General features: G+C 64.6%; 14 protein-coding genes and 1 tRNA gene. 7 read left to right on the top strand and 8 right to left on the bottom strand.

Annotation, left to right across the window (positions count from 1 at the left end; genetic code table 11):
- Window positions 1-316: 316 nt before the first annotated feature.
- Entirely contained in the window at window positions 317-691 is a 375-nt protein-coding gene (locus EDE08_RS30935; protein WP_131872783.1) for a DUF3175 domain-containing protein, read from the bottom strand.
- A 180-nt stretch (window positions 692-871) separates the two neighbouring features.
- On the opposite strand from EDE08_RS30935, the gene EDE08_RS30930 reads away from it, so the two are divergent.
- From EDE08_RS30930 to EDE08_RS30920, 3 genes are all read left to right on the top strand, one after another.
- Window positions 872-2,359, top strand: coding sequence for an MFS transporter (locus tag EDE08_RS30930; protein ID WP_131872813.1), 1,488 nt, complete (start codon window positions 872-874; stop codon window positions 2,357-2,359).
- Between the two features lie 4 nt (window positions 2,360-2,363).
- Window positions 2,364-3,182: a trehalose-phosphatase gene (gene otsB, locus EDE08_RS30925; RefSeq protein WP_131872781.1), complete on the top strand. Its 819-nt coding sequence runs from the start codon at window positions 2,364-2,366 to the stop codon at window positions 3,180-3,182.
- Window positions 3,183-3,423: 241 nt separating this feature from the next.
- Window positions 3,424-4,887 carry a trehalose-6-phosphate synthase gene (locus EDE08_RS30920; RefSeq protein ID WP_165936263.1) on the top strand — a complete coding sequence of 488 codons (1,464 nt, stop codon included), beginning with the start codon at window positions 3,424-3,426 and terminating at the stop codon, window positions 4,885-4,887.
- A 47-nt stretch (window positions 4,888-4,934) separates the two neighbouring features.
- On the opposite strand, the gene EDE08_RS30915 is transcribed toward EDE08_RS30920, so the two are convergent.
- Window positions 4,935-5,270, bottom strand: coding sequence for a hypothetical protein (locus EDE08_RS30915; RefSeq protein ID WP_131872778.1), 336 nt, complete (start codon window positions 5,268-5,270; stop codon window positions 4,935-4,937).
- Window positions 5,271-5,464: 194 nt separating this feature from the next.
- On the opposite strand from EDE08_RS30915, the gene EDE08_RS30910 reads away from it, so the two are divergent.
- Window positions 5,465-5,554, top strand: a tRNA-Ser gene (locus tag EDE08_RS30910).
- A 24-nt stretch (window positions 5,555-5,578) separates the two neighbouring features.
- On the opposite strand, the gene EDE08_RS30905 is transcribed toward EDE08_RS30910, so the two are convergent.
- The 5 genes from EDE08_RS30905 to EDE08_RS30885 form a co-directional block, all read right to left on the bottom strand.
- Window positions 5,579-6,181, bottom strand: a complete 603-nt coding sequence (locus EDE08_RS30905; protein WP_131872776.1) for a hypothetical protein — start codon at window positions 6,179-6,181, stop codon at window positions 5,579-5,581.
- A 3-nt stretch (window positions 6,182-6,184) separates the two neighbouring features.
- Complete coding sequence (locus EDE08_RS30900) at window positions 6,185-6,625, bottom strand: SMI1/KNR4 family protein (RefSeq protein ID WP_131872774.1); 441 nt, start codon at window positions 6,623-6,625, stop codon at window positions 6,185-6,187.
- Window positions 6,626-6,783: 158 nt separating this feature from the next.
- Entirely contained in the window at window positions 6,784-7,899 is a 1,116-nt protein-coding gene (locus tag EDE08_RS30895; RefSeq protein ID WP_245524931.1) for a L,D-transpeptidase family protein, read from the bottom strand.
- A 33-nt stretch (window positions 7,900-7,932) separates the two neighbouring features.
- Window positions 7,933-8,610, bottom strand: a complete 678-nt coding sequence (locus EDE08_RS30890; RefSeq protein ID WP_131872809.1) for a nitroreductase — start codon at window positions 8,608-8,610, stop codon at window positions 7,933-7,935.
- A 98-nt stretch (window positions 8,611-8,708) separates the two neighbouring features.
- The gene (locus EDE08_RS30885; RefSeq protein ID WP_131872772.1) at window positions 8,709-9,662 is read right to left on the bottom strand and encodes a LysR family transcriptional regulator; all 954 of its coding nucleotides are present in this window, start codon (window positions 9,660-9,662) and stop codon (window positions 8,709-8,711) included.
- Between the two features lie 99 nt (window positions 9,663-9,761).
- On the opposite strand from EDE08_RS30885, the gene EDE08_RS30880 reads away from it, so the two are divergent.
- From EDE08_RS30880 to EDE08_RS30870, 3 genes are all read left to right on the top strand, one after another.
- Window positions 9,762-10,943, top strand: a complete 1,182-nt coding sequence (locus EDE08_RS30880) for an MFS transporter (protein ID WP_131872771.1) — start codon at window positions 9,762-9,764, stop codon at window positions 10,941-10,943.
- Between the two features lie 15 nt (window positions 10,944-10,958).
- A complete protein-coding gene (locus EDE08_RS30875; RefSeq protein WP_131872769.1) occupies window positions 10,959-11,993 on the top strand; it encodes an aldo/keto reductase in 1,035 nt (344 codons plus the stop codon).
- A gap of 121 nt (window positions 11,994-12,114) precedes the next feature.
- Window positions 12,115-13,701 carry an amidase family protein gene (locus EDE08_RS30870; RefSeq protein ID WP_131872767.1) on the top strand — a complete coding sequence of 529 codons (1,587 nt, stop codon included), beginning with the start codon at window positions 12,115-12,117 and terminating at the stop codon, window positions 13,699-13,701.
- A gap of 145 nt (window positions 13,702-13,846) precedes the next feature.
- On the opposite strand, the gene EDE08_RS30865 is transcribed toward EDE08_RS30870, so the two are convergent.
- Window positions 13,847-14,692 (bottom strand): alpha/beta fold hydrolase, encoded by an 846-nt coding sequence (locus tag EDE08_RS30865; RefSeq protein ID WP_131872765.1) that lies wholly within the window; start codon window positions 14,690-14,692, stop codon window positions 13,847-13,849.
- Window positions 14,693-14,710 lie beyond the last annotated feature (18 nt).

The following is a 14,710-nucleotide window of genomic DNA, read 5'->3' as shown; positions in this document are numbered from 1 at the left end:
TCGGAAGAGGTGCTGAATTCGGCCAAGACCCTGTCGAGCGAGAGCACCCGCCTGCGCGCCGAGCTCGACCGCTTCATGGGGAATATCCGCGCGGCGTAGGTGCGCTGCTGTCGCACCGCCCTCCGCCGTCGTTCCGGACAAGCGCGCCCCTCAGGCGCGCGTAGATCCGGGACCCATACTCCCTGGGCGTCGTTGGGACGGACGGTGGCAACTCCGAGTCTTCGCCAAACCACTCCCTGTGGCTATGGATCCCGGATCGGCGCGCGCTTTGGGCGCGCTTGTCCGGGACGACGGCGGAGGAAGCAGCGTGTGAGTCTTATTCCCTCCCGAACGCCCGCTTCAGCTCCACCTTCGCGCGCTCCAGTCGCGTTCGCTGTGTCTTCGGCAGCGTCTTGCCGGCGCGGTTGATGTAGAAGGTCAGCATCGACAGCGCCGAGCGATAGGCGCCGGTCTTGCGACGCGAGCTGTGCTCCGCCGAGCGCTTCAGGGAGGCTGCGATCTTCCGGGGATCCCTGAGCTTGAACACTCCGTGCTCGAGATCGAGCGCGTCGCTCTCCCGCGTCACCCGTTGCGACCAGCGCTTCGGTGTTGCTCGGCGATTTGACCTCTTGCGCGTCGTGCTCGCCTTGCCACGCGCGGTGTTGCGCGCGCCTGTCTTCCTTGAATGTGTCGTCTTTCTGACGTGAGCCATGCGTCAACTCCTTGCGGCTCCATTGGAAACGAGCGGTGCCAACGGGCGTTCCCATGGGAACCTGGCCTCGCCGCAGGCGTTGTCGCAGGTGGCAGGCGAATTGCCGCACCCCGATGATCGGATCGACCCGTCCACGTCACGTGAGAGGGGTCCTTTCCATTGATCAGACGCAACAGCCCGATGGAATTGCAGCAAAGCCCAGCGCTGAACTATGCACCCGTAGTCCCGGCGGCGACCGCGACCGACCGTATCGTCGAGACCAGCATTCCCTCGCGGCTGGACGCGCTGCCGTGGAGCGGCTTCCACACCCGTGTCGTGCTCGCGCTGGGCATCACCTGGATCCTCGACGGGCTCGAGGTGACGCTGGCCGGTGCGCTCTCGGGGGCGCTGAAGCAGAGTCCCTCGCTGCAGTTCTCCAATCTCGATCTCGGCATCGCCAACTCCGCCTATCTGGCGGGCGCCGTGCTCGGCGCGCTCGGCTTCGGCTGGCTGACCGATCGCATCGGCCGCAAGAAGCTGTTCTTCATCACGCTTGCGCTCTATCTCTCGGCAACGGCGGCGACCGCGCTGTCATGGGATGTCGCGAGCTACGCGCTGTTTCGCTTCCTCACCGGCGCCGGCATAGGCGGCGAGTACACCGCGATCAATTCGACCATCCAGGAGCTGGTGCCGGCGCGCTATCGCGGCTGGACCGATCTCGTCATCAACGGCAGTTTCTGGATCGGCGCCGCGATGGGTGCGGTGGCGGCCATCGTGCTGCTCGATCCTGCCGTGATCGATCCCGAGCTCGGCTGGCGCCTGGCTTTTCTCATAGGCGCGACCCTCGGCCTCGTCGTGCTGTTGATGCGAATGTGGATCCCGGAAAGTCCGCGCTGGCTGATGATCCATGGCCGTCCCGACGAGGCCCATGCCATCGTCGACGGGATCGAGCGCTCGGTGATCGGGCATGATCAGGATCTGACGGACGGGCGCTTCACGAAGATCCGCCTGAGGATGCGCGATCACACGCCGCTCGCCGAGGTCGTTCACACGCTGTTCTCGGCCTATCGCAAGCGTGCGGTGGTCGGCCTCGTCCTGATGAGCGCCCAGGCGTTCTTCTACAACGCCATCTTCTTCACCTTCGCGCTGGTGCTGACCGATTTCTACGGCATCAGGGCCGATCACGTCGGCTGGTACCTGTTGCCCTTTGCCGCCGGCAATTTCCTCGGGCCCCTGCTGCTCGGCCGTTTGTTCGATACGCTCGGCCGCCGCGCCATGATCATGTTCACCTATGGCGCATCGGGCGTGCTACTGGCGCTATCGGGCTATTTGTTCTCGATCGGCGTGCTGAGCGCGCAAGGGCAGACCGTGGCCTGGATGGTGATCTTCTTCTTTGCCTCACCGGCGGCCAGCGCGGCCTATCTTACCGTCAGCGAGACGTTTCCCCTGGAGGTTCGCGCGCTGGCGATCGCGGTGTTCTACGCCGTCGGTACCGGCATCGGCGGCGTGATCGGGCCGGCGCTGTTCGGCGCGCTGATCGACACGGGATCACGCAACAGCGTGTTCGCCGGCTATTTGCTGGGGGCGGTCCTGATGATCGCGGCTGCGATCGTGGCGTGGCGCTACGCCGTCTCCGCGGAGCGCAAATCGCTCGAACAAATCGCGCGGCCGCTCGCGTTTATGGAGTAGACTGATGAAATCTGAACTTGCGGAGATTGCATTGGACCAGAACCGCACCATGCTGGATGACGATGCGCCCGAAGCGGTGCCGGTGCCGCATGCGCTTGTGCCGCATCTCGATGAGATCGCGATCTTGCTCGACATCGACGGCACCTTGCTCGACCTGATGCCGACACCGCGCGAGGTGTGGGTGCCGCCGGGCCTGTCGGAAACACTGAAGCACCTGACCGAGCGCACGTCCGGGGCGCTGGCGCTGGTCAGCGGCCGCTCGCTCAACGACATCGACCTGATCTTCGCGCCGGACGTGTTCCGCGCCGTCGCCGGCCACGGCGCGGAGATGCGGCTGTCGGTGGACAACGAAGTGGATGCTGTGCATGCGCCCCCGCTCGACAAGGAGCTGAAGCGGCGCCTGGCGGCCATCGCCAAGCTCAGCCCCGGCATTCTGCTCGAGGACAAGGGCTACTCGCTCGCGCTGCATTACCGCCTGGCGCCGCATGCGGAGAAGGCGATCTACGAATCCGTCTCGTTGATCCGCGCCGACCTGCCCAATGCACCCATCGAGGTGTTGCCCGGAAAGTTCGTCTGCGAGATCAAGCATTCCGGCTTCACCAAGGCGACCGGCGTGCGTGAACTGATGACGCACGAGCCATTCAGGGGGCGGCGCCCGATGTTCATCGGCGATGACGTCACCGACGAGACGGTATTCGCGATCATGCCCGACGTGGACGGGCTCGCCTTCTCGGTCGGCCGCCGCGCCATGGGCGTGAATGGCCACTTCGATGCGCCGGCGGATGTGCGCGCGTTCCTTGCGCGCCTGCTCGATCCGAGGTGAAACGAAGGCAGCGCCACCTCGCAGACACAAAGCGCAGAGTGCAGCGCCGCTGCGCGCCGCGATACATGCTGCGCACCACGACCGGAAAAGCCGTCTTTGCAGCGAAATCCCAGGGTTCCGCAAGCGAAACCAGTTCCAACGCGCGCGCCTGATTTTGGTTTCAATTGGTTGAAACGATGATCAGGAACCATATTGATGAACGGCAGTTAAACGAGGTGGAATGAACAGGAGGGGACGACCTGTGAACTTAGTTGTCGTTTCAAATCGCGTCGCGCGCGGCAAACCCAATGAGCCCATGACGGGCGGCCTTGCGGCGGCACTGCTTCCCGTGGTGGAACATTCTGGTGCGATCTGGGTCGGTTCCTCCGGCCGGGTGCGTGATGGCCATCAGAAGGAACCCTTCGCCGAGATAGAGGCGCTTGGGACGGGCGCGATTGCGACGCTGGACCTGCCGGCGGCTCATTATGGCGGCTACTACGAAGGCTTTGCCAATTCGGCACTGTGGCCGGCGCTGCATTCGCGCAGCGATCTGATCCGCGTCTCGCGAGAGGATTATGTCAGCTATCGCGAGGTCAACGCCTTCATGGCGCGCGCGCTGCTGCGCTTCCGAAAAGCCAAGACCGCGTTCTGGGTGCAGGACTATCATTTCCTCGCGCTCGGCGCCGAGCTCCGCGACCTCGGCGTCGATGATCCCATCGGCTTCTTCCTGCATACGCCGTGGCCTGTCGCCGCGGTGGTGCAAGGCGTGCCCAACCATCGCGAGCTGATCACGGCGATGCTGGCCTACGATCTGCTCGGCTTCCAGACCGAGGAGGATCGCCAGAACTTTCTCGGTTATGTCGGCGGTGAGCTCGGCCTCGCCATCGAAGGCGGCGTTGCGATCTCGCAACATGGGCGTACGCGCTGTGAAGTGTTTCCGATCGGAATCGATGCGGAGAAGTTTGCGCAGTACGCTGCGAAATCGGCCTCGCACCCCGATGTGTCGCGGTTGCGGCGCAGCCTCAACGGCGAGCGTCTGGCGATCGGCGTCGACCGGCTCGACTATTCGAAGGGCCTCGTCAACCGCATCAGCGCGTTCGACCGGCTCTGGACCGAGCAGCCGCAGTTTGCGCGCAGCATCTCGCTGCTCCAGATCGCGAACCCCTCGCGCGGCGGCATCGAGGCTTATGGCACTCTCCAGAACGACGTCGCGCGCCTCGTGACCGACGTCAACGGCCGTCATGGCGAGGTCGACTGGACGCCGATCCGCTATTTGAACAAGGGCTTCAGCCAGGCTGTGCTCGCCGGCCTCTACCGCACGGCGCAGATCGGCGTGGTGACGCCGCTGCACGACGGCATGAACCTCGTCGCCAAGGAATATGTCGCCGCGCAAAACCCGGCCGATCCCGGCGTGCTGGTGCTGTCGAAATTTGCGGGTGCCGCCAACGAGCTGGACACCGCACTGCTGGTCAATCCGCACGACGTCGACGGTATGGCGCGTGCGATCGCGGTCGCGGCCTCCATGCCGCTCACCGAGCGCAAGATGCGCTGGGACGCGATGATGAAGAAGCTGCGCGGCCACACCATCCAGCAATGGTCCGCCGACTTCGTCGCCGAACTCGAGAAGTGCCGGACGGAGAAGGCGGCGGTCGCGCCGCTCGCAGCCCAGCCGCCGCAGGCACTGCGCTGGCTGAAGTCGGCGATATCAGGCGTGCGGTTGATCTAGTTCTTCTCCCTTTCCCCGTTCTTGCGGGCGAGGTGAGAACGACAGCCTCAATAGCAATACGACACGCCGTCCAGAATCGCGCATTGCCGCTTGTTCCGCGCGTTGGGATCGTCCAGCGGCACCACGCCCTTGCCCTGGCCGACGAACACGCCCGGCCCGACATGGACCGAGCTCTTGTTGCCAATGACGACGCTCTGATGCGGCGTCGAGCTCGATCGCGTTCCGTCCGGCCAGAGGATGGCATCGCCCGAAAGCACCCCGCGCCGACCATCGTCACAGCTGACGTCGACGCCTTGCCGGGTGCAGACCTGGGCCAGGGCTGGGGCGGCGGAGCCGAGGGCCGAAATCAGGCTCAAGGCGGCGATGGTCTTGCAGATGGTCATGGCGTCCCCGGTCGTGTTTGGCGGCTTGCCGTGAATCGTCGCGCCAAACCCGCCCGCGGTTCAGCAGGCAGGTGGGTCAAGGCACGCATGAGGCCAGATATTATCCTTTAAATACAATAAGTTGCGGAAAAATCGCCGGATGCCCCCGCGATCGCTTGCAAAATCATCGGCGCCCCTTCAAGAGAGGGCGCTCCGGAGAGATGGCCGAGTGGCTTAAGGCGCACGCTTGGAAAGCGTGTGTGCGGGAAACCGTACCGTGGGTTCGAATCCCACTCTCTCCGCCACCCGCTCAAATCAATAGCGCCGGCTTATTTGCCTTCGGGGCCAGCAATCGTCGCCAAGCGAACGACGAGGGCTGCCTCGGCCTTGGAAGTCAGACAATAGCCTTCCGCCATCTCGACGATGTCGCCGCGGGCGACGCACGCGTCCCACCAGTCCCTCACAAAGCCCTCGGCGTACCCGCGCGTCTTGAAGCCGTAAGGTTTCGCTGGCGAGTCGAGAGCGATCATCAGCTCGAAGCAGGGCGAGTCGTAGGAGGTGCCGGTCTCGGGACGGCCCAAGAAAGCTTCGAAGGATCTGGCCGTACAGAGGCTCGAATAAAGCCAGAACGTCAGTCCATACATCAGGTGCGAGCGCTCGTCGTCGTGCAGGGCAAAGAAACCTTTCTCGTCCACGATCTGCCGGGCCAAGGTGCGCAACATTCGTTCGCCGTGCGGTGGACGGTCGCCGACGGCAGCCAAGGCTCGCACCACGGTTGGCGATAACGTTCCCCGCTCGACGGTCGCGATCGCAGCAGCCCGATCCTCCTCGGCAGTGTCGTACTCGGATTCCTCGACCAAGCCTCGAATGAAGGTCTCGAAGTCCGGCGCAATGACGACGATGCTGTAGTCATCCTCCTGGTCGACGTACACGACCTAGGGCTCGCCCCGCTTTCCGCAGGTCCGGTAGTCCGGCATGATCAGTTCGTGGCCCCCGGCCGGCGTGTCGGCGATTCCGACGCCAATCGGCGGGTAGCCCCATTCCTCGATCATGAACTTGGCGCCGAACTTCCCGGCGAGTGAATATGTGGACGTGCGGCCAATAACGAAGAGCCCCTCGATAGCCACGTGGTCCTGCGCCCAGCCTGTACGCTCCCTCATGCGGTGGCAGTTGCGGTTGACCATTCCGCCATTGTGGCGCCGTGCGAGGTCGACATAGGCCGCCGGCAGCCGATACCCACCGATCTCATGCTCAATGGAGGCGATCAGCTCGTCGGTCGGCGGAGGCTCGACATAGTTCTCCAGGGAATACGGACAGTCGTTCCAGAAACCTTCGAAATCGAAGCCGTCAAAGGGCCGTTTCGTCGTCATCCCCATGACCCCATCGTGCTACGGGAGGCCCATCCAACCCTGATCCGACAAACGCCGTAGCTTTCTCGATAGACCTCGGCTCCGACGCCACCGCATTCGCCGGGACGGAATGTCGATGCCAGCCATCTTCTGCTGATGATCCATCGCGGACGCCGCACTAGCGTTCAGCACCGACCTGACGGGAAGCCGGTGCGCGTCTGATGACACTCCAGCGGCATGTCCAACAAGCTGCCAAACCATCTGCTCGTCAACGAGCCGTCCCTGTCGATCCAGGGGATCGGTGGCAATTGCGGCAGGTAGGACGCATACGGCATGACTTTCGCAAGCGTCACTCTGCCCGGAAACCGTGTGAGGAACACCTCGTTCATTCCGCCGTCCAGTCCGCTGTAGATCGGGGCGGCCGGCAGATTGTCTTCAAGCAATCGCGCGTATTCGAGCTCGTCGGCGCGCCTCTTCTTCAGAGCCCGTCGCGCGATTTCCGGATTGACGACAAAGGGGGGACATTTTTCGGCAGGGCTGAACGCAAGAGGGCTCGCCGAATTCGGGGGTGGTTGCGCGTCGAAGACATACCGGCGGTCGCATACATCCACCTTCGGTTCGAGTCGCGTCGTCTCGAAATGATCGTTGCCGATCTTGAGCATTTTCCAGAAGGCCAGGTTGGGACTATTTCGATGCCGCGCCAGATTTGCCGGCGTCAGGCGGAACGGATAGGCTTGGACCTGGAACGACAGGCGGCCGCCCAGGAATGTGTCGCGCGCCAGCGAATAGATTTCCCTGATCTGTTCGTCGGTCATGGCATAGCAACCGCTCGACCAGCAGTCGCCGTGGATCATGAGGAAGCTGCCGTTGCGCTTGTGCGCCTTGTCGAACGTGTTGGGGAAGCCGAGGTTGATCGAAAGATAGAAGTTGGAGTTGGGGTTCATCAACTCAGGTGTAATCGTATAGAACCCTTCCGGAGCCTGTCGGTCGCCCTCGTACAATTTCGGCCCGAGATCGCCCGACCACCGACAGATCGGATAGGTCTTGAGGATCTGGAAACGGCCGCTCGCGTCCTGTTTCCAGACCTCGAGCTCGGCCTCCTCCTTGAAAAGACGCACGAGGATAGGTGAGTATTTCGGCATCTTCTTCTGCTCGAGCAGCGCGAGCAGCTCATCAGGTAGTTCCCTCGTCGCCTTCGCGGGCAACGGTTTGCTGCTTTCGCCAAGACACATGACTGGCGTCAAGGCAGCGGCAAAAGCCGCCGCTAGCACAAGGACACGTCGGACCATGGCGCGGATCACTGCTGTGCCTCCAGCCCTTCCGACCGCGCGGCGCTACGTCTCGAACCCGACGAACACCGTCGCTTCCTCGACGGACTTCCGTTCCGACACCACGGCATTCGCCGGAAAAGTTTCATCCGGCCAGCCCAGCGCGATGCTTTTCATGATGACCTGATCGTCGGTGATCCCTGCGTGCTCGCGCACCACAGGGGATTGCATGATGCCCTGGCTGTTGATCACGGCACCGAGCCCGCGGGACCACGCGGCATTGACCAGGGCGGTCGCCACGGCGCCGCAGTCGAAGGGCGTATCGTCGCTACCGTCGAGCACGCGGTCATAGGTGATGATCACGCAGACGGGCGCGTCGAACTGGCGAAAGCCGCGCAGGACCCAATCCTGACGCTTTTCCATGTTGTCGCGCTCGATTCCCATTGCGGAGAATAATTGCTTGGCGACGCCGACCTGCCTGTCGCGGTGCTTGCCTGCAAAGGCCTGGCCCGTGCGGAACTCGCGCGACTGCGGGATGCCGGCCAGCATCCGTTCGGTGTTGCCGGCGCGGATCCGATCCAGCGGTTCGCCGGTGATGACATAGAAATTCCAGGGCTGGGTGTTCATCGACGACGGCGCGCGCATCGCCAAACCAATGATTTCCGCAATCAGCTCCTTGGGGACCGGATCGGGCTTGTAGCCGCGGATGCTCCGGCGACCGAGGATGACGTCATCAAACTGCATTGGTGTGGAATTCCCCTGACGAGTTCTCGCTAGGACTTTCGCTGAGAAATCCTGACATTTCAATCCGGATTGGCTGACGCTCTCTCCGCCATCGCGCCTCACCCCACGACTCTCCACCTTCCGTCACCCGCCCGCTTCAGCGCGGGGTCGCTCACCCGCACGTGCTCGGCCAGGAAATCGATGAACGCGCGCACGCGCGTGGGCAGTGGCGCGGTGTGGCCGACATAGACGGCGTGGATGTCTTCGCGGTCACCGGGATTGTAGCCTTGTAGCACGGGGACGAGGCGGCCGGATTCGATGTCGGGGCCGATGTGGAAGAGGGCGAGGCGGGCAAGCCCGACGCCGCCCAGCGCAAGGCGGCGGGCGGCTTCGCCGTCGCTGGCGCGCGCGACCGGCGTGGGCACCGCCTCCTCGGTGTGATCCCCGCGCCTGAACGGCCAACCGCGGATGCTGCGCGGAAAGGTCCAGCCGATGCCACGGTGGTCGGCAAGGTCAGCCGGCGTTTTCGGCGTGCCGCAACGGGTGAGGTAGTCCGGCGCGCCGACCACGACCATGCGGCTGCTGCCGAGCTTTCGCGCGACGAGACGCGAGGCCCGCAGCGGGCCGACGCGGATGGCGACGTCGGCGCGCTCCTGCATCAGGTCGATCAGCGTGTCGGTCAGCACGAGATCGAGCGTGACGTCGGGATGCCGTTCCAGGAAGCGCGGGACCAACGGCACCACATGCAGCATGCCGAAGGGAATGTTGCAATTGACCGTGAGGCGGCCGCGCGGCGCCGCGCCTGAGGCGGCCTCGCGCTCGGCCTCCTCCATTTCGGCGAGGATGCGCAACGAGCGCTGGTAGAAGGCCCGGCCCTCCTCGGTCAGCGTCAGCTTGCGCGTGGTGCGGTTGACGAGTCGCGCGCCGAGCCGCGCCTCCAGCCGCGACATCAGTTTGCTGACGCCCGACGGCGTCAGGCGCAGCTTTCGCGCGGCCTGGGTGAAGCCGCCGAGATCGACCACGCGGACGAAAACCTCCATCTCGGCGGAGCGGTTGGTGTCGAAACGGGCCATGTTGAATTCACGTCACAAATGATTGGATTGCTGACATTCTAATGGTTTTGCGGCCATGCGGCTATCTGCGGGACTTCGTCTCATCCATCGGAGCCATGCATGCCTCCCGCCGTCCTCGCGCTCACCGCCGGTGCCTTCGGCATCGGCACCACCGAATTCATCATCATGGGCCTCTTGCTCCAGGTCGCCGCCGACATGCATGTTTCCGTGCCGGTCGCCGGCCTGCTGATATCGGGCTATGCGCTCGGTGTGTTCGTCGGCGCACCGGTGTTGACGCTGGCGACGCGGCGGATGCCACGGAAAACAGTGCTGCTCGCGCTGATGGCGATCTTCACGCTGGGCAATGCGGCTTGCGCGCTGGCCCCGAATTACGAACTGCTGATGGCTGCGCGCGTGTTGACCTCGCTCGCCCACGGCACGTTCTTCGGTGTCGGCTCGGTCGTGGCCACCAGCCTCGTCGCGGAGGACAAGCGCGCCTCCGCGATCGCCACCATGTTCATCGGCCTGACGGTCGCCACGCTCCTGGGCGTGCCCTTCGGCGCATGGTTCGGTCTGATGCTCGGCTGGCGCGCCGCGTTCTGGGCCGTGACGGTCATCGGCGTGATCGCGTTTGCGGTGGTCGCCGCGCTCGTGCCTGGCCATGTCGGCAATGGCGACAAGCCGATCTCGCTTGCCGAAGAAGTGGCAGTGCTCGGTCGTCCGCAGGTGCTGCTCGGCCTCGCCATGACCGTGTTCGGCTTCGCCGGCCTGTTCGTCGTCTTCACCTATATCCAGCCGATCCTGACGCGTTTCACCGGTTTCTCGGAGGCTGCCGTCTCGCCGATCCTGCTGGTGTTCGGCGTCGGGCTTGCGATCGGCAACGTTGCCGGCGGCAAGCTTGCGGACCGCGGCCTGGCACGGGCCTTGACCGGCACGCTTGCCGCGCTTGCGATCGTGCTGCTTGGGCTGGCAGCCGTGCTATCGATCAAGATCCTTTCCATCGCGCTGATCCTGCTGCTCGGCATCGCCGCCTTCGCAACCGTCGCCCCGCTCCAGCTTCGTGTGCTGGAGGCAGCCGGCCCCAGCGGCCGCACGCTCGCCTCCAGCCTCAACATCGCCGCGTTCAATCTCGGCAACGCGCTCGGCGCCTGGGCCGGCGGCGTCACTATCGACCGCGGGTTCGGGCTTCCCGCGCTGCCGCTGGTCGCGGCCGGCATCACAGCGATCGGCCTCGCGCTGGCGCTCTGGAGCCTTCGGCTCGATCGCGCGTCGGTCGCCGCCGCGGCGTGTCCGGCGGAATAGCGGAGGAAACCCGTCATGGAATACCGCAATCTCGGTGCCTCCGGACTCAGGGTACCCGTCCTCAGCTTCGGGACCGGCACGTTCGGCGGGCAGGGCCCCCTGTTCTCGGCCTGGGGCCGCAGCGATGCGGACGAGGCGCGCAGGCTGATCGACATCTGCCTCGATGCCGGCGTCAACCTGTTCGACAGCGCCGACGTCTATTCGAACGGCGCGTCCGAGGAGATTCTCGGCGCTGCGATCAGGGGCCGGCGTGACAAGGTGCTGATCTCCACCAAGACGAGCCTGCCGACGGGCGAGGGGCCGCACGATGCAGGCTCGTCGCGGCAGCGGCTCCTGACCTCGGTCGACGCGGCGCTCCGCCGGCTTGGCACTGACCACATCGACCTGCTCCAGCTCCATGCTTTCGACGCCTTCACCCCGATCGAGGAGGTGCTGTCGACGCTCGACATGCTCGTGCGCGCGGGCAAGCTGCGCTATGTCGGCGTCTCCAATTTCGCCGGCTGGCAGTTGATGAAGTCGCTCGCCATTGCGGACCGGCATGGCTGGCCGCGCTATGTCGCGCATCAGGTCTACTACTCGTTGCTCGGCCGCGACTACGAGTGGGAGCTGATGCCGCTCGCGCGCGACCAGGGGGTGGGCGCGCTGGTCTGGAGTCCGCTCGGCTGGGGCCGCCTTACCGGAAAGATCCGGCGCGGCCAGTCGCTGCCGCCGAACAGCCGCCTGCACGCGACCGCACAGTTCGGTCCGCCGGTGCGCGAGGAGACGCTCTACGCCGTCGTCGACGTGCTGGACGCGATCGCGATGGAGACCGGCCGCACCGTGCCACAGGTCGCGATCGCCTGGCTGCTGAGCCGCCCCACGATCGCCTCCGTCATCATCGGCGCCCGCGACGAAGCGCAGCTGCGCGACAATCTCGGCGCAGTAGGCTGGCCGCTGAGCGCGGATCAGATCAAGCGTCTCGACGAGGCCAGCACGGTGATGCCGCCCTATCCCTATTATCCCTATCGCATCCAGCAGAGTTTTGCCCGGCTGAATCCGCCGCCGGTGTAGTCCAGGAGACGCAGGCAATTCGTCGCATCGGTGTACCGTCGCAATGCGCCATGCAGAAACGCGGCTGTACACGCCTCATCGTCGTCCGTAACCTCCGCCGCACAATTTCAGGAGATGCGACGTGGCGAAGAAAACGGCAACCAAGAAGAAAAGTGCTTCCAGGAAAGCGGCAACGAAGACGAGCAAGAAGGCATCGAGCAAGAAGACCTCAGCGCGAAAGGGCGTCGCTGCGAAAACGATCAAGCCCGCCAAGAAGGTCGCCGCGCGCAAATCAGCCACCGCGCGCCGGCCCAGGGGACCGGCCTGGCAATGGTCCGCGGTCGATACCGCGGCCGCGATCCGCTCCGGCGCAATCTCCGCGGTCGAGGTCGTGGAAACGCATCTCGAGCGGATGCGCACCGTCAATCCGGGACTCAATGCGGTCGTCGTGGATCTCTCGGAAGAAGCGCTCGCGGCCGCGCACGCCGCCGACAAGCAGCGCGCCAAGGGCGGTGAGCTCGGCCTCCTGCACGGTGTGCCCATCACCATCAAGGAGAATGTCGACTATGAAGGCCGGCCCAACTTCAACGGCGTTCCCGCCAACAAGGATCTCATCGCGCCATCGGATGCACCTGTTGTCCGCAACCTCAGGAAGGCCGGCGCCATCGTCCTTGGTCTTACCAACACTCCGGAATTCTCCTTCCGCGGCTTCACCGATAATCCCCTGCATGGGCTGACGCTGAACCCCTGGGATCCTGATATCACCTGCGGTGGCTCCTCGGGCGGTGCGGGTTCGGCGGTCGCGGCAGGCATCGGCACCATCGCCCATGGCAACGACATCGGCGGCTCGCTGCGCTGGCCGGCGCATTGCAACGGCGTCGCCACCATCAAGCCGACGCAGGGCCGCATCCCCGCCTTCAACGGAAGCGCAACGGCGGAGCGGCCGATGCTGGCGCATCTGATGTCGGCGCAGGGGCCGCTCGCCCGTCATGTCGCCGACGTCCGCCTCGCGCTGGAGGCGATGAGCCAGCGCGATCCGCGCGATCCCTGGTGGGTGCCGGCACCGCTGATCGGACCCAAGCCGAAGGGGCCGATCAAGGTCGCGCTGGCGAAGATCCCCGAGGACATGGACGTCGATCCCTCCGTCGCCGCGGCGCTGCGCCAGGCCGCCGACCATCTTGACCGTTCCGGCTATCGCGTCAGCGAGGTCGAGGTGCCCGACATCAACGGTGTCTGGCAGACCTGGTGCGACATCATCACCAACGAGACCGTGGTGATGCAGGAGGCCGGCATGCTGAAGGTCACGTCCGAGGATTTCCACAAGGCCTGGGGCGGCATGAAGGCCAAGGCCAACGTGCTCGATCTCAAGGCCTGGATGCAGGCGACTGCCGCGCGCAGCGGCCACATCCGCGCCTGGCAATTGTTCTTCGAGGAGTATCCGGTCGTGCTGGCGCCGACCACGGTGAAGCCGACGCCGGGCCCGCGCGACGACACCGTCAGTTCCGAGCGCGTGCGCGAGATCTTCTGGGGCGAGATCCGCTTCATCTCCGCCATCAACGTGCTGGGCCTGCCCGGTGCGGTGGTGCCGGTGGCGCTGCATGACGGCAAGCCGATCGGCGTGCAGCTCATCGCCGGGCGTTACCGCGAGGATCTCGCGCTCGATGCCGCGGCCGCGATCGAGAAGCGGGCCGGCGTGCTGACGCGCCAGCTCTGGGAGAGGATGGGGTAGGGCGATAGTCTTATCCCTATCCCCTTGCGGAAGAGGGGGCTCGCGGATAGCGTCTCGGCAGCCGGAGCTCTGCGGCGCTGAAGAGCCAGATCGAGACAGTCGCTTGTGTCGGATTAACGGCGTTCACCGCTGATGGACGGGTATTCTATCCCAAGATCACGCGAGCCAGTTCCGCCGGATTTTCGACAGCCGAGAAGTGGCCTGTCTTCTTGAGCGTCACCATCCGCGAAGTGGGAATCAGCGACCTTGTGCGTTCGCGCTCATCGTGCCGAGACCAGTCGCTGTCGCCATAGACGAGCGTCGCGGGCGCCGAGATCTGCTGATAGTAGTCGCGTGCCTTGCTCCAGGAGCGCCAACCAGCCAGCACCTTCCGCGCCGCTCGCTTGTATCCGGGGCGGCGGGCGACTTCACCGAATTCGGCGAGCAGATCGGCCGGCAGTTTGCGCGGGTCGTGATATCCGCCGCCCATGATCTTGCCGAGGACGAGCTTGTTTTCGAGCCAAGCATTGATGGCGCCGAGCACCGGGATCTGCAAGCTTCCGATGATGAAATTCGCGAACCAGTTGCCGCGCCGAATGCCGTCGCCGTAACGGGTGTCGTAGTCGTAGGGATTGATCGCAACGACCCGCTTCACCCGCTGCGGAAGCGACGCCGCAACCGTAAGGGCCAGTGTTCCGCCAATCGATTCACCAACGAGCGTCACGTCCGAGAGGTTTAGCTCTTCGATGAAGCGTATCACGCCCCGTCTGAAGTAGGGTTCATCGAAGCTTGCGCTTGGGTCGATTGCCGAGTGTCCGTGACCGGGAAGGTCAATGGCGTACACTGTGTGCGATCTCGCGAGGATGGGAGCAAGAGCACGAAAGTATTCCAGCTGGGTCCGGATCGTATGCAAGAGGAGCAGAGGAGGCCCGCTGCCAGTCTTTAGAAAACGTACGCTTAACTTGCCCGATATCTCCAACAAACTGGGTTTGGCTTCGGCGATGCTGAGCATTGGACTGTCTCCGTGCTT

Source organism: Bradyrhizobium sp. R2.2-H (genome assembly GCF_004346455.1).
Taxonomy (GTDB): domain Bacteria; phylum Pseudomonadota; class Alphaproteobacteria; order Rhizobiales; family Xanthobacteraceae; genus Bradyrhizobium; species Bradyrhizobium diversitatis.
Note: the sequence above shows the minus strand (reverse complement) of the source record. Positions and strands in the feature narration are given on the sequence as shown.

What these genes read in the sequence shown, in the direction of transcription:
- EDE08_RS30935 (WP_131872783.1), bottom strand. Translation starts at nt 691, where the DNA reads ATGGCTCACGTCAGAAAGACGACACATTCAAGGAAGACAGGCGCGCGC.
- otsB (WP_131872781.1), top strand. Translation starts at nt 2,364, where the DNA reads ATGAAATCTGAACTTGCGGAGATTGCATTGGACCAGAACCGCACCATG.
- EDE08_RS30880 (WP_131872771.1), top strand. Translation starts at nt 9,762, where the DNA reads ATGCCTCCCGCCGTCCTCGCGCTCACCGCCGGTGCCTTCGGCATCGGC.
- EDE08_RS30865 (WP_131872765.1), bottom strand. Translation starts at nt 14,692, where the DNA reads ATGCTCAGCATCGCCGAAGCCAAACCCAGTTTGTTGGAGATATCGGGC.
- EDE08_RS30915 (WP_131872778.1), bottom strand. Translation starts at nt 5,270, where the DNA reads ATGACCATCTGCAAGACCATCGCCGCCTTGAGCCTGATTTCGGCCCTC.
- EDE08_RS30900 (WP_131872774.1), bottom strand. Translation starts at nt 6,625, where the DNA reads ATGGGGATGACGACGAAACGGCCCTTTGACGGCTTCGATTTCGAAGGT.
- EDE08_RS30890 (WP_131872809.1), bottom strand. Translation starts at nt 8,610, where the DNA reads ATGCAGTTTGATGACGTCATCCTCGGTCGCCGGAGCATCCGCGGCTAC.
- EDE08_RS30885 (WP_131872772.1), bottom strand. Translation starts at nt 9,662, where the DNA reads ATGGCCCGTTTCGACACCAACCGCTCCGCCGAGATGGAGGTTTTCGTC.
- EDE08_RS30875 (WP_131872769.1), top strand. Translation starts at nt 10,959, where the DNA reads ATGGAATACCGCAATCTCGGTGCCTCCGGACTCAGGGTACCCGTCCTC.
- EDE08_RS30930 (WP_131872813.1), top strand. Translation starts at nt 872, where the DNA reads ATGGAATTGCAGCAAAGCCCAGCGCTGAACTATGCACCCGTAGTCCCG.